Source organism: Bacillus sp. GB_SG_008 (assembly GCF_052038115.1).
GTDB classification, from domain to species: domain Bacteria; phylum Bacillota; class Bacilli; order Bacillales; family Bacillaceae_G; genus Bacillus_A; species Bacillus_A rhizoplanae.
Genome location: NZ_JBPZSK010000003.1, coordinates 671,892 through 686,211, shown reverse-complemented (window position 1 = coordinate 686,211; position 14,320 = coordinate 671,892). Strand labels below are relative to the sequence as shown.

15 protein-coding genes, 1 pseudogene and 1 riboswitch are annotated in these 14,320 nt (G+C 34.8%); of the genes and pseudogenes, 9 read left to right on the top strand and 7 right to left on the bottom strand.

The window, feature by feature from the left end:
• The first annotated feature begins 314 nt into the window (after window positions 1–314).
• Complete coding sequence (locus ACTDJC_RS11165) at window positions 315–1,400, top strand: hypothetical protein (RefSeq protein ID WP_440603407.1); 1,086 nt, start codon at window positions 315–317, stop codon at window positions 1,398–1,400.
• A 108-nt stretch (window positions 1,401–1,508) separates the two neighbouring features.
• Window positions 1,509–2,051, top strand: coding sequence for a GNAT family N-acetyltransferase (locus tag ACTDJC_RS11160; protein WP_440603406.1), 543 nt, complete (start codon window positions 1,509–1,511; stop codon window positions 2,049–2,051).
• A gap of 177 nt (window positions 2,052–2,228) precedes the next feature.
• Here ACTDJC_RS11160 and ACTDJC_RS11155 read toward each other — a convergent pair.
• The 4 genes and pseudogenes from ACTDJC_RS11155 to ACTDJC_RS11140 form a co-directional block, all read right to left on the bottom strand.
• Window positions 2,229–2,363, bottom strand: a pseudogene (locus ACTDJC_RS11155) (DinB family protein); the annotation flags it as partial.
• A gap of 77 nt (window positions 2,364–2,440) precedes the next feature.
• On the bottom strand, window positions 2,441–2,938 hold the full coding sequence (locus ACTDJC_RS11150) for a quercetin 2,3-dioxygenase (protein ID WP_440603405.1): 498 nt from the start codon (window positions 2,936–2,938) through the stop codon (window positions 2,441–2,443).
• Window positions 2,939–3,120: 182 nt separating this feature from the next.
• Complete coding sequence (locus ACTDJC_RS11145) at window positions 3,121–3,231, bottom strand: zinc-binding dehydrogenase (protein WP_098306261.1); 111 nt, start codon at window positions 3,229–3,231, stop codon at window positions 3,121–3,123.
• Between the two features lie 78 nt (window positions 3,232–3,309).
• Window positions 3,310–3,789 (bottom strand): MarR family winged helix-turn-helix transcriptional regulator, encoded by a 480-nt coding sequence (locus tag ACTDJC_RS11140; RefSeq protein ID WP_440603404.1) that lies wholly within the window; start codon window positions 3,787–3,789, stop codon window positions 3,310–3,312.
• A gap of 125 nt (window positions 3,790–3,914) precedes the next feature.
• On the opposite strand from ACTDJC_RS11140, the gene ACTDJC_RS11135 reads away from it, so the two are divergent.
• The 3 genes from ACTDJC_RS11135 to ACTDJC_RS11125 all read left to right on the top strand — a co-directional run bounded on the left by ACTDJC_RS11135 (window position 3,915) and on the right by ACTDJC_RS11125 (window position 6,520).
• Complete coding sequence (locus ACTDJC_RS11135; RefSeq protein ID WP_440603403.1) at window positions 3,915–4,541, top strand: FMN-dependent NADH-azoreductase; 627 nt, start codon at window positions 3,915–3,917, stop codon at window positions 4,539–4,541.
• Window positions 4,542–4,684: 143 nt separating this feature from the next.
• Window positions 4,685–5,815: an MFS transporter gene (locus tag ACTDJC_RS11130; protein ID WP_440603402.1), complete on the top strand. Its 1,131-nt coding sequence runs from the start codon at window positions 4,685–4,687 to the stop codon at window positions 5,813–5,815.
• Window positions 5,816–5,935: 120 nt separating this feature from the next.
• Window positions 5,936–6,520 carry a Crp/Fnr family transcriptional regulator gene (locus ACTDJC_RS11125; RefSeq protein ID WP_440603474.1) on the top strand — a complete coding sequence of 195 codons (585 nt, stop codon included), beginning with the start codon at window positions 5,936–5,938 and terminating at the stop codon, window positions 6,518–6,520.
• Window positions 6,521–6,527: 7 nt separating this feature from the next.
• On the opposite strand, the gene ACTDJC_RS11120 is transcribed toward ACTDJC_RS11125, so the two are convergent.
• A complete protein-coding gene (locus tag ACTDJC_RS11120; protein WP_440603401.1) occupies window positions 6,528–7,247 on the bottom strand; it encodes a DUF4386 domain-containing protein in 720 nt (239 codons plus the stop codon).
• Window positions 7,248–7,464: 217 nt separating this feature from the next.
• Window positions 7,465–8,181 carry a 23S rRNA pseudouridine(2604) synthase RluF gene (gene rluF, locus ACTDJC_RS11115; RefSeq protein ID WP_440603400.1) on the bottom strand — a complete coding sequence of 239 codons (717 nt, stop codon included), beginning with the start codon at window positions 8,179–8,181 and terminating at the stop codon, window positions 7,465–7,467.
• A 183-nt stretch (window positions 8,182–8,364) separates the two neighbouring features.
• Here rluF and ACTDJC_RS11110 point away from each other — a divergent pair, with 183 nt between their 5' ends.
• From ACTDJC_RS11110 to ACTDJC_RS11095, 4 genes are all read left to right on the top strand, one after another.
• Window positions 8,365–8,655, top strand: coding sequence for a DUF4180 domain-containing protein (locus ACTDJC_RS11110; RefSeq protein WP_440603399.1), 291 nt, complete (start codon window positions 8,365–8,367; stop codon window positions 8,653–8,655).
• 40 nt (window positions 8,656–8,695) lie between these two features.
• Window positions 8,696–10,141, top strand: coding sequence for a DEAD/DEAH box helicase (locus ACTDJC_RS11105; RefSeq protein ID WP_440603398.1), 1,446 nt, complete (start codon window positions 8,696–8,698; stop codon window positions 10,139–10,141).
• 310 nt (window positions 10,142–10,451) lie between these two features.
• Complete coding sequence (locus ACTDJC_RS11100) at window positions 10,452–11,330, top strand: radical SAM/SPASM domain-containing protein (protein ID WP_440603397.1); 879 nt, start codon at window positions 10,452–10,454, stop codon at window positions 11,328–11,330.
• A gap of 416 nt (window positions 11,331–11,746) precedes the next feature.
• Window positions 11,747–11,850, top strand: a riboswitch (purine riboswitch).
• A gap of 177 nt (window positions 11,851–12,027) precedes the next feature.
• Complete coding sequence (locus ACTDJC_RS11095) at window positions 12,028–12,909, top strand: 5'-methylthioadenosine/S-adenosylhomocysteine nucleosidase (protein ID WP_440603396.1); 882 nt, start codon at window positions 12,028–12,030, stop codon at window positions 12,907–12,909.
• Window positions 12,910–13,192: 283 nt separating this feature from the next.
• Here ACTDJC_RS11095 and ACTDJC_RS11090 read toward each other — a convergent pair whose 3' ends face one another.
• A complete protein-coding gene (locus ACTDJC_RS11090) occupies window positions 13,193–14,092 on the bottom strand; it encodes a LysR family transcriptional regulator (RefSeq protein WP_440603395.1) in 900 nt (299 codons plus the stop codon).
• Window positions 14,093–14,320: the final 228 nt, after the last annotated feature.

The window sequence follows — 14,320 nt, the reverse complement described above, 5'->3', positions numbered from 1 at the left end:
GTAGGGGAGGATGGTGTTTTAATAAACTTGGGAAAATGAATACATTTCATTGCTAGTAAGAACACCATCCGTTTGTTTAAGTACATGTATATAAAAGTTAAGGTTTTCTAAGTAGTTTGTCATTACCTTTTACAGATATTTTAAAAATACGCATGCCAAATAAATCCTGAATGAAATATTTGAAGCATTGCTCGATTCTGAAGTAACGGAATTGCTTAGAATTTATAATTTGTTAATTAGTAATCAAATAAAATTATCTTCTAAAAATTAAATTATGGTATGTGAATCATATGATTTTTTAGGAGGAGATAGCGATGAGCATGAAAACCATGAACGCTGTATTAGGATCAACACCAGAACATTACAAGAAATTAGGTCTTAAAAAAGGACAAATAGAAAAATGGGAAGACGGTATGCGTACGGATGGAAGTGAAGGGACTTATGAATGGTGGTACTTCGATGCTCATTTGAATGATGGTTCAAAACTGGTGATTGTATTCTTTACAAAACCATATATTGAAAGTAACAAACCACTTACTCCTTTTGTTACTTTTAATCTTGATCTTTCTGATGGACGTACTATTAAAAAAATTTATCAGACTTCGGAGCAAGACTTTTTCGCATCTAACGATCAATGTGAAGTTCGTATTGGACCAAACATCTTCAAAGGTGATTTAAATACTTATCAAATCCATATCGAAATTGAGGATGTCTTAGCTGATATCACGATTAAAGGTGCGGTTCCCTCTTGGAGGCCAGAAACTGGTCATTGGTTCTATGGAAACGGTGAAGAGAAGTATTTTGCCTGGTTACCATCTGTTCCCTATGGAATCGTAGAAGCAGACATAAAAATAGATAATACTATTCAGCATTATACTGGTACTGGATACCACGATCATAACTGGGGGAATACTCCCATGATGGAGCTTATGAATAACTGGTATTGGGCGCGTGCACAAATTGGGGATTATACAGTGATCGCTTCATTTATTACGGCTGAACAAAAGTACGGATACGAAGCATTCCCTATTTTCATGCTGGCTAAAGAGAATGAGATTATCGTTGATAACGAAAGAAACGTTCGTTTCACGGCATGTAATAAGTATGTAGACCCTGTTACTGGAAAACCAGTAGCAAACACAACTGTGTACGACTACAAAGATGATATACATCATTACACTATTACATTTGAACGAGAGAAAAATCTTGTGGTCCAAAAATTTATAGATGAATTAACAGGAAAAATAAAAGAAGCAGCTATACAGTCCGGCTTTGATGGGGCTTATCTGAGATTCATTGGTGATGTTCAGCTAGAGCGATTTGAAGGTGCTGAAGTGGTGGAAATACTGAACGAAAAGGCGATATGGGATCTTATGTATTTTGGGAAAGTTCGCCAGTAGCTTGTTTTAAAAAAAAGATCCACAGTTTTCTTTTTAACAACTGTGGATTTTTTTATGTTATTAATTTAATGGCCAAATTATTCATGGGGTTAGAAAGGGGAAAAAGAAATGCAATATCCGATGTTCTTATCTAAGAGATTAACAATACGCCCATTTCAATTAGATGATGCTCCGAAAGTTCAAGAATTAGCAGGAGATAAAGAGGTGGCAAAAACTACTACAATTATTCCTCATCCATATCCCGATGGCTGGGCAGAAGAGTGGATTACATCCACTTATAAAGCTATGGATAAAGGGGACAGTTTCCACTTTGCAATGGTTAATGAGCAAAATATGCTTATAGGTTGTATATATCTTTTTATTAATAAAAAACACAACAAAGGAGAACTGGGCTATTGGGTAGGTAAATCATACTGGGATAAAGGGTATTGTACAGAAGCGGGGAAAGTCATCGTTAAGTACGCATTTGAAGAATTAAGTCTAAATCGTATTTATGCTGATGCCTTCACGAAAAATCCTGCCTCTATTAAAGTCATGCAAAAATTAGGATTGAAACATGAAGGAACATTTAAACAGAGCTGTTTGTACTGGGGAGTTCATGAAGATACTGTTGTTTATGGTTTGACAAAGTCTGATTATTACAAGGGGTAGCGCCACATCACTATCAAGCTAACATTTTGATGTCGGACGACAAAAATTTGGGTAGTTGTATGACTGTAGCTTTAAATTGAACTACCCCCACCTACAGCTTCGCGCTTGAGGTGAGGGTCTTCTCGCCAGATATGATAAAAAAAGAAACAAAATACACTCTTCCCCTTCAGAATATTATTACATTTTAGGAGCTTCCATACCTATGTTAGCCCATTTATCTTTCGATGGACTATAAATACCAGGAACCATTAAACCCGCTTTTATCATTTGTCCTCGATGATGTATTTGATGTTGGATTAAAAATAGTAAAAGAATTGCGAAATGTGTAAAGTGAGATTGATTGAGCGTAGGATAGTGGACACTATTACATTCGGATGTGCCACGATCTTTTAAAGAGTTAAGTTTGGATAAGAAATATTATACTTTTCTGAAGTCTTAATAAGCTTTTGTAATACTTCTAGAGGAGGAGGACCTTCAGGTATTTTCATTCCATCTCGATAAGGTACACCTAAGTCTTTTATAAAACTATCAAAACCTGAAGGGTATGCAGTAACCAGGCATTTAGCTGTATCTGAAGTAATTTTAAGTGTATGGGGAATACCGCGTGGGGCAAATACATAATCGCCGGCTTTTGCTGAGATAATCTCATCGCCCACGAAAAATGTGATTTCTCCTTCTAACACGAAAAATGTTTCATCTTCTTTTTCATGAACATGTAACGGAGGACCATCACTTTTCTTACTAGAAGTATGAATTACACAAAATTCTCCATTAGTATCTTCACCACTTACAAGAATAGAAGCGAGACTATTTAAAAAAAGGTATGTGTTATTTTCATGGGTGTTACGGTGCATTATCTTTACTTTGTTTTGTTTATCAACAGACATTTCACCATCTCCCTTGCTCAGTATTCATTTATAAACGTAGCATATAAGGTGTAACAATTAAAATATTTATGCTCAGCCATTCATTTAATGAACACGATTTCATTTAAACAATTTTTTATACAGAAAAAGCCGATTTCCTGCACACTGATGAAGGATCGGCTTTAAAATATTCTAACTCAACATTAATCAACAATATGAAGTACAATTCGTCCACGACCATGTCCACGCTGACTGAATTCGTGGGCTTTTGGAGCTTCATCAAGAGCAAATGTTTTTGATATAAACGTTTTAATTTTTCTATATCGTTTAAAGAAATTATCTGTTTCTTAAGTTAATAGGCGCACGATTAGTCCTCTGTTTAAACTCTATATTTACCAGACAGGTCGTAATCTCGATGATAATTTACCTTCATTTGCTTCATAAATTAAATTTGTTAGATCTTCTTTGAGCATCTGCATTCGTTTAGCACCTATGTTTTCGACCCAGTGCTGTTCTATCTCAGCTATTATCTCGTCTTTTGTTTTCATTACTAACCAACCACGTTCGGTCAAAACAATTATTTTCCCTCTCTTATCAGTGGGATGAGCTTTGCGTACTACATAACCACTTTTCTCAAGATAATCCACCATCTTACTCACAGCTTGCTTTGTAATTCCTAAGTGTTCAGCTAATTCTATACCTGTTGCTCCATTAGGAATGATATGTTTAAACATAAAACCATGTGCAGGTCTAATATCTCCAAACCCCAACTCACTTAATCTGTCATGTAGTTCATAAATCAATGTACTATAAGATAATGACAAAAGTGATGTAAGATCCAATTTACTAAATACTTGATCTTGATGATTCATGTATAAAACCTCCTTAAATAAGGTCAATTAAGTTGACTATAATTACATTTTATTGTACTATACAGAATATAGTCAATCAAATTGACTATATTCTTACGTTTTGAAGGAAATAGGGGGAACAGAAAATGACAACAGTTTTATTTGTAAAAGCAAACAATCGTCCAGCAGACCAAGCGGTTAGCGTGAAATTATATGAGGCTTTCTTAGCAAGCTATAAAGAATCACATCCAAATGATACAGTGGTAGAGCTTGATTTATATAATGAAGAATTGCCGTATGTAGGAGTAGATATGATTAACGGCACATTTAAGGCTAGTAGAGGACTTGATTTAACAGTAGAAGAAGCAAAGGCTGTATCTGTTGCTGATAAATATTTAGATCAATTCCTTGCAGCTGATAAAGTTGTATTTGGTTTCCCGTTATGGAACTTAACAATCCCAGCTGTACTACACACGTATATTGATTACTTAAACCGTGCAGGTAAAACATTTAAATATACGTCAGAAGGCCCAGTTGGTCTTATTGGTGATAAGAAAATTGCATTATTAAACGCAAGTGGCGGTGTATATTCTGAAGGACCAGCAGCTGAAATGGAAATGGCTGTTAAATATGTAGCAAGTATGATGGGCTTCTTCGGTGTAAAAGATATGGAGAAGGTAGTAATTGAGGGGCACAACAAATTCCCAGATAGAGCAGAAGAAATTATTGCTGCAGGGCTTGAAAAGGCTGTTAAAGTAGCAAGTACGTTCTAATTAACAAAACACTTGGCACTCAATATGGCAGTACCAACACTTCTATAGCGGTGGTACTGCTTTTTTATTTGCTTATCTTGCTACTTTTGGGCGGTAAGAACATTCTCAATTTATTAAATGATAGAAAGCAGGATTACATTACAATGGAACGTTTATGGACAAAGAATTATATAATGCTGACAATTACAGCATTATTCCTATTTGGTGGATTTTATTTACTAATGCCAACACTGCCTATGTTTATTAAACAATTAGGTGGAAGTGAATCTCAAGTTGGATTTATTATTGGAGTGTTTACAATATCGGCAGTCATTTTACGTCCTATTGTTGGAGGATTAATGGATCGATATGGCAGGCGCGTATTTTTAATAAGCGGACTACTCTTTTTTGCAATTACAATGTATTTTTATGATTGGGTAACAGGAGTTATATTTTTAGTGGTATTACGTATCGTCCATGGAATGAGCTGGGCAATTGCTACAACTTCGAGCGGAACAGCTATAACTGATGTGATTCCACCATCGCGTCGCGGAGAAGGAATGGGATGGTATGGACTTGCATCGACTTTAGGTATGGCTTTAGGACCAATAGTAGGTCTTTGGGTAGTAAAATCATTTTCATTTCACTATCTATTCCTTCTATGCACAGCATTAGCAATTATGGCATTCATACTTGCATTTGGTACAAAAATACCAGCGGTTCAGAATACATCAAAACAACCAATATCATTTTTTGAAAAAACAGTTTTACCAATCGCTATTGTTACATTTTTCCTATCCCTTACTTTTGGTGGCATTACAACATTTTTACCACTGTTTGCAGCAAAAATTCAAGTAAATGCCGGTACTTTTTTCTTAGTTTATGCTGTTACACTTATAGTAATTAGACCGATTGCAGGGAAAATATCCGATAAACATGGAGAAGGAGTCATTATTATTCCTGCGCTTTTTATAATGATAATTGCACTATTCGTCCTAGCAATGACAAAAGGGCTTGTTGGACTCGTTATTACAGCTATTTTGTACGGAATCGGATTCGGATCAGCACAACCGGCTCTTCAAGTAGTAACTATACGATTAGCTCCACCAGAGAAAAGAGGTGTAGCGAACGCTACATTCTTTACTGCTTTTGATTTAGGGATTGGTTTAGGCTCTATGATTCTAGGACTTGTTTCACAGCTCATGGGATATCAAATGCTATTTATTGTTTGTGCTGTATCTGGGTTTATTAGCCTGTTGCTTTTTATTTTGTTTGTAAAAAAGACATTAAAGTAACTTTTTAAATTATGAAAAAAGCGCTATTCTTTTTATAGAAATGTATAAAAAGGATAGCGTTTTTTATGAACCGTTCTATTTAAGATGAGTTTCAATCAAAGGAGTTGAATGGAAAGCAAAATGGAAAAAATATTACTGAAGTATTTGACTAAATTTACAACGTTGAACGAAGAGGAACAACAAGCAATCGTTAAAGATATACTTATTGAAGAATATAAAAAAGGAACAATGCTCCTTAGACAAGGAGATGCTCCTACTAAATGTTATTTCGTATTGAAGGGGTGTGTTAGGCAGTATTCTATAGATGAAACGGGAAAAGAGGTTACATCTAATTTCTACACAGAAGAACAAGCAATTGCCAATTTCAATCAGCATAAACAAGACAAGTCATCGGCGTATTCTTTAACTTGTGTAGAAGACTGTATATTGGTCGTTGGTGACATTGATACCGAAAAGGACATGTATAACAAATATACACAATTGGAAACAATGACACGCAAGATGATTGAGGAAAAACTAGGTGACATGCAAGATGAAATGGCTGCATTTATTGCATCTACACCTGAAGAACGCTACAAAGCACTATTACAGAAACGACCTCATTTAGTCGACCGTGTACCCCAACATCAGTTAGCAAGTTATCTTGGTATTACCCCGGAGTCATTAAGTAGAATTAAGAAACGAATCTATGAAAATAATTTTTAGGAAGTTGTCATACACTTTTATGGACTTTTCCTCCTCTAAGCAGCAACCATATACCAAAGCCCAATTCTCCTACAATCATTGGTACAGTAAATACAAAGTTAAGTATGGAAATTACCTCATCATATTCTGGAAGAAATGTATTGCATAGGTGAATGATAATGTAGCCTATTGAAGCAAGCAACAATAAGATGCTAATAACTTTCGGTATGCTGTCTGATTTAAAAGCTAAGTAGCCCACAATCATGAGATGCCCACCAAAAATGATTAAACCAATAGACCAAATAGATTCAAATGCGTCTAAAAATAGCATCATCTGTGCTTGAAGTTGATCGGTTGTAAATAATGATAAATAGTCTTTATTTTTCGTGAGAAGTAGCGCAAATATTAAATTCAGTATGGCAATTCCCAATATAGTCGCATAGGTAAGACGAAGCCACGCACCGAGCAATGAAAGGTTTTTATGAATGGGATTCAGGAAGATATAGAAAGCCCAGGCGACAACAATGTCACTTATAAGGATGATGATCCAACCAAAGATTTCGGCCTTGAAAAGGATATTTGATGACATGATGTTGTGAAATGTGGCGCCGGCATCGCCCTGCACAACAAGGCTTTCATGGGCAAAGCCATAGGAAAAAAATGCAGCAAGTGTCATGATGATAAGTGATGTGCCAGCAGTCAGAGCGGATTTTCGCTGATCCGATCGTTCTTTTACTGTGATAGCCATAAGATAACCCCCTATATTACATTGTTAACTTTCATTTTAATGGGAAGATTATGACTGGTCATTGACTTAAATCAAGAGTGGCAGTAGAGGAACTATGTAGAAAATACGGATATCGCAAACGATTTGGAAAATAGATAGGAAAACGAGTGCCACGCAAAACGTGTACAGTAAAAAAAGATGGACCAAAACAGTTTCTTACTGTTTTGGTCCATCTTTTTTACCATTCCTTTGGCTCATAGTTCAAGTCTTGGAATAATCGATTGCGCTCTTTTTTAGATAAGTCTCTCCATTGTCCAACGGGTAGATTACCTAAATGAATATTCATAATTCGAGTTCGCTGTAGTCTATAAACATCGTATCCAAGCACTTCACACATGCGACGAATTTGACGATTTAGTCCTTGTGTTAAAGTGATTTGAAAAACATATTTAGAAAGTTGTTCCATCTTACAAGGCAGCGTTTTCGTACCTAAAATTTTTACACCTTCAGCCATTCGTTTTAAAAATTCAGGAGTAATCGGCTTGTCTACTGTAACAATGTATTCTTTCTCATGCTTATTTTCAGCACGTAAAATTTCATTGACTATATCACCGTCGTTCGTAAGGAGTATTAAGCCATCTGAATCTTTATCTAGTCGCCCGATATTAAAAACTCTTAATGGATGATTGACTAAATCAACAATATTACCCTTAACATTTTTTTCTGTTGTACTCGTAATACCTACGGGTTTATTTAAGGCAATATAAACATAATTTCTTGCCATCCGTATTGGGTTACCGTTTACACGAACATCATCCCCAGGCTCGACTTGGCTGCCTATTTTCGCAACCTTTCCATTTATCGTGACTCTTCCTTCATTGACTAATTTATCTGCACCGCGTCTAGATGCTTTTCCGGATTCACTAATGTACTTATTAATACGCATGTTAAACACAACCTTAAGTAGAGAGTTAATAGTATTAGAATATTGGTTTCACATAAGATTTTCAAGGGCTTATTAAAATCTTATGTAGATTAGTATCGGTGGTAGCATAAATGACGTAGACTTTTTATGGTAGATGATCGAGATCTTTGGCTACAAAAAATATATTGAATGTGTTTCTGTTGAGAGACAAATTTGTTCAGAAAAAGATGTGTTAGATTTGTAGGCATATGTGTTGAAAATAACGTATACTTATTAATGCTCTACGTTGATGCATTTTCGGAAGACTTCTTCAATCTGAAAACAGGTCTAGCAGGAATGATGTTGCAAAAATACATAAACTATCATATAAGAGTTGCTGTTATTTTAGAACATTTAAGAATATTGCAGATGCTGGAACTTGGATTTCGAGTTTATGATACCAAGGAGAAATTAAAACTCCATAGAAAAAATGGAATTATGCATATGGTATTCATACAATGGTGAAAAATACATAAAAGAATATATAACAAAATGAGGTTAGTACATGAGTCCACAAAGTTTTAACAATTACGCATTGAGTAAGGAAATTATAAGAGCACTTGTTAGCTTACAATATGAAAAGCCAACAGAAGTGCAAGAGAAAGTCATCCCGATTGCATTAGAAAAGAAAGATCTTGTTGTAAAATCACAAACAGGAAGCGGTAAGACAGCTTCTTTTGGGATTCCGCTTTGTGAAATGGTTGAGTGGGAAGAAAATAAGCCGCAGGCGTTAATCCTTACACCAACAAGGGAACTTGCTGCGCAGGTAAAAGAAGATATTACGAATATAGGCAGATTTAAGCGTATTAAAGCAACTGCGGTTTACGGAAAATCTCCATTTGCGCGTCAAAAATTAGAACTAAAGCAAAAGACACATATTGTTGTCGGCACTCCTGGACGTGTATTAGATCATATTGAAAAAGGGACTTTCTCGTTAGAGTGTTTGAAGTATTTGGTGATTGATGAGGCAGATGAAATGTTAAATATGGGCTTTATCGATCAAGTAGAAGCAATTATTGACGAACTACCTACGAACCGAATGACGATGCTATTTTCTGCGACATTACCAGAAGATGTTGAAAATTTGTCTCGCACATATATGGAATCACCAATCAACATCGAGATTAAAGCATCTGGTATTACGACAGATAAAATTGAACATAGTCTTTTAGAAGTGAGGGAAGAAGAGAAGTTCTCTCTTCTGAAAGATATAACAACTATTGAAAATCCAGATAGTTGCATTATTTTCTGTCGTACGCAAGAAAATGTAGATGATGTATTTAGACAGCTAAAACGTTCTGGCTATCCTTGTGATAAAATTCATGGTGGTATGGTGCAAGAAGATCGGTTTGCAGTAATGAATGACTTTAAAAAAGGGAAATTCCGCTATTTAGTAGCGACAGATGTAGCAGCACGAGGAATTGATATTGAGAATATTACCCACGTCATCAATTATGATATTCCATTAGAAAAAGAAAGTTACGTACACCGTACAGGAAGAACAGGGCGTGCTGGTAATAGCGGAAAAGCAATTACATTTGTAACTCCGTATGAAGAGAGATTTCTAGCAGAAATCGAAGAGTATATCGGTTTTGAAATTTTAAAAATAGATGCACCTTTAAAAGAAGAAGTTACAAAAAGAAAGGCGGCATTTGAAGAAAAAATAAATGCTAAGCCAATGATTAAAAAAGATAAAAGTGCGAGTCTAAATAAGGGAATCATGAAGCTTTACTTTAATGGTGGGAAGAAAAAGAAAATCCGAGCAGTGGATTTTGTTGGTACAATTGCCAAAATTCCAGGTGTTACAGCGGATGATATAGGGATTATTACGATACAGGATAATGTTTCTTATGTTGATATTCTAAACGGAAAAGGACCACTTGTTTTAAAAGTAATGAAAAACACAACGATAAAAGGGAAGCAGTTAAAGGTTCATGAGGCAATTAAATAAAAGGGGGCTATCCACTTTAACGGGTGGGTAGTTTTTTAATCCCGCAAAAGCCCGATTGGTTCAACTAATAATCAGTGGGGGATGAAGAAAACCCCCACTGATTAAAGTTTCACTTTATTGAAATCATTATTTTATTTTTTGTAGCAGAATAAGTGAGGATCAAAATACAATTCCATTCTTCCAAACAAAGAAAATAGTAACAGTAGTTTCCTTGAATAAGTATGTTTCCATTTATGAAAAATTATGCTGTAATAGTGATAGAACAATATTTTATCCTGTTCTAAGTAGTCAAAGAAGTGAGGAATTGAGATTGAAAAAGTTTAAGAAGTTTTACTTAGAGATTACTAGCGTATGTAATCTCGCGTGCAGCTTTTGTCCCCCAACAGAACGGCAGAAGCAATTCATTTCTGTGGAGGATTTTTCTAAGAGATTAGACCAAATTAAACCTCACACAGACTATATTTATTTACATGTAAAAGGTGAGCCGCTGCTTCATCCTAAAATAGATCAATTGTTAGACTTATGTCATGAAAAAGGGTTTAAAGTTAATATTACAACTAACGGAACATTAATTAATAAAAAGAGGGACAGGTTATTAAATAAACCTGCACTCAGACAGATGAACTTTTCACTTCATAGTTTTGATGGTCATGAGGGCTCTACAGATAAGGAAGGATATGTGAGGAGCATACTTTCTTTTATTAAAGAAGCGACGAGCCAATCGGAATTGATTGTTTCACTGAGATTATGGAATCTCACACAAGACAATAAGACGAATGTGGAAATACAACGAAACAGACAATTACTAGAAATCATTGAGAACGAATTTGATTTACCGTACAAAATTGAAGAGAAGGTCACACCAGGAAGCGGCGTGAAGATTGCTGATCGCATTTTCATCAATCAAGATTACGAATTCCAGTGGCCTGCATTACATGAAGAAGAGGACGATGGAAAGGGCTTCTGTTATGGCCTTCGAAATCAAGCAGGTATTTTAGCAAATGGAACTGTAATCCCTTGCTGTTTAGATGGTGAGGGCATTATCAACCTTGGAAATATTAACGATGCCTCATTTTCTGATATTATCGAAGGGGAGCGAGCAAAAAACCTTGTAGATGGATTTTCACGAAGAGAGGCAGTAGAGGAACTATGTAGAAAATGCGGATATCGCAAGAGATTTGGAAAATAGATAAGTAAATGGCTAGGATTGAGTAGGTTAGACAACTGCCTTTTTAATGTAATAAAAAAGAACCCTAAGCTTTTGAGCTTAGGGTTCTTTTCTGAAATCATTGTTTTAAGGTTTTCTTACAAAGAAATTCTATATGACTAGTTAACTAATAGACAACTTGTCCAATAATCTATTTTGTCGCTTTTCATCCTACTAATACCCAGTACAGAGATAAACTGAAAAGGGTAATTACTTCCTATTTTTGATTAATGAGCTAATTCTAGTATGCGGATTTTAAGTTTTTTACGACCGAATCCATTAAGAAACAAAACCTTCTATCTGTTATATCGATAAAAGCGAACGTTTATTGAGTATTAGAAAAAAATGTTCATGTTTTCATTGCGTATTCACTAAAAGTTTGTTATATTACCAATGTAATAATCTTAAATATCATCACTCGTATATACTCGGTAATATGGTCCGAGCGTTTCTACCTAGTTCCCAATGAAAGAACTGGACTACGGGTTAAAGTATTCGGTCGTTCGGTGTATTGAGCCGCTACCGTTCTATAATTTAGCATTCGCCTCATTTTTTGCTTAATTAACTTTGACTACCGTAGTTCTAGAAAGTAGAGATTCTTCTACAATTTCTAGAACTTTTTTCTTTGGACCAAAACCTCGAGTGTATCAAACAACAAGAGAAAAGGGAGAGATTATTTATGAAGAACAACATGTTAAAAAAATATGCTTCTCTAGCAACTACTATCGCATTGTCATTCTCAATACTTGCAGGATGTAATGCTAGTTCAAAACAAGTAACTGAGGCAAAAAGTAATCAAAAACCTATCTTAATTCAAGGTCCAATGCCAATAGAAGCTGAAAAATTTGCAAAAAGGTTAAAAAATGTCAAAGAGGAAAAATCTGGAGCTTTTGTATTTTATAAAGGAACTGTAGACAACTATCCTGTAATCGTTGAGAAAACAGGTAAAGGAATGGAAAATACAGCAGCCGCTACAGCAGTGGCTATTGAAAAATATAAGCCTATAGCGATTATTAACCAAGGAACATCAGGTGGACATGATCCTAATTTAAACGTATTTGATATTGTTTTAGGACAAAGAACTGTAAACCTAGGTTCATTAAAAACAGGAAATAAGGATGAAAGCCAAGGAATTGATCCAACTACGTGGAAACCTATGGACTTAATGGCTTCTGAAGGAAGTGCAGGCGAAGACCCTAATGCTGAAAAAATCCATTACTATGAGGGAGATAAAGACTTACTTGCAGCAGCTAATGCAGTAAAAGATAAGTATACAAAAGGTAAAGTAGTTGAAGGTACTATAGGTTCAGCAGACGTTTGGAATAATGAAGTTGATAGAATTAAGTGGTTCCATACAAAATACGGTACATCTGTAGAAGAAATGGAAGGTGCTGCCGCAGCGCAAATCGCAAAAGCTTATGATGTACCATTCTTAGGGATTCGAGTATTATCTAACAATAAAGTAAACGGCGGAAAATACAACCCCAATACCGCAGCGGCAAATCAAGAATATGTATATGAAGTAGTTAAGAAATATATAGCTACGATGCCAAATAAATAAAATCAGTTCTACTCTTAACATAAAAACGAAGGGATAAACTCCTTCGTTTTTTCACTTTATTTTGAGATTACAAGTTCCGGAAAGCCTGCTCTGCTCCATAACCATAAGTGAACTACGATAGGGGAACGCGTCCGTGCAAAAATAAGAGACTGAGTTCTATATTTGCAAGGGCTCAGTCTCTTATTTTTGCTCTAAAAACGGTGGTTATAATAGAATCGAAAATATTGTTTTCGAGACATTACCTCTTCAGACCTGTTATACGGATTCTTTACCTCTCTATAAATTAAATGCATTTTTTAAAATTATCTAAAAAGGCATTCATAAATTCCTTAGTTACTTTCGTTAAATTTTTCGTTTCTAAATAAATAAGCCAGAAATCAACTGGAAAATGTTTTTCTTCCTTTAATGGAATAATTTTTATATCCCCATTCATAACCATTGAACTTTTTTTAATAGAAAAATCATGCAGATACAAGATGGCTTGACTTTCTGTTACCAGCTTATAAAGAAGGCTGTTGCTATTCGAACTAACTAACACTTGATTTAAATTCGGTTTTGTTAATTTTAATACCTTTTTATAGTCAGATGAATTATACATCACTAATTTTGAATCTTTTAATGCACAAAGTGTTACATAATCATGATGATAAAAAGGTGAATTTTTACCAACCGCTATACAAATATGCCCTGTATGAATATGTTCAAAAAGAATATTTTTTTCTTTTTTTAACTCTTCTAAAGAAGCGGGAATTAAAGCGATGTCATAATTTTCCTTGTTGAAATTCTGAATAATTTCTGTAGGGTTTTGCTCTATTAATTCGAATGTAATATCGTTATTTTCCGAAATAAGCTTTACCATTGTTTCTTGAAGTATAAAAGTAAAGGAAGGAGCAGTTAAGATTTTTAAATGAGTTTGATTGCTATTTTTTAACTCAAAAATTTCTTTATTTAGTTCTTTAATAGTGTTTAGTAAAGTCATTGCTTTAGAAATTACGATTTTACCTTCAAAAGTAGGAGTAACTCCTTGTTTTGATCGGTTAAAGATTTTTATACCAAGCTCATTTTCTAATTGGGTAATAGATTGACTCATCCCTGAAGATGAAATAAATAATTTTTCTGCTGCTTTTGATATTGACATCTCGTTTGCAACATTTACAATATGCTCCATTTGTTCAAAATTCATCATTCACCTCAACTTAAGCAGATTACATTATTATATTTTCATAAATTCTACACTTGATTTTAATTTTAAAAAAGAAGATTCGAAAATCTGACCATAATCCCATCGAGTCCTTTCATGCACAGGGTGAATTTAGATTGCAATGAAATTTCTCCTGTATCTAAAAGTTCAGCACTCACTTTTGTCCGAATCGGTACGGTTGTATAGACGAGAATTCCATTTATTTTTAGC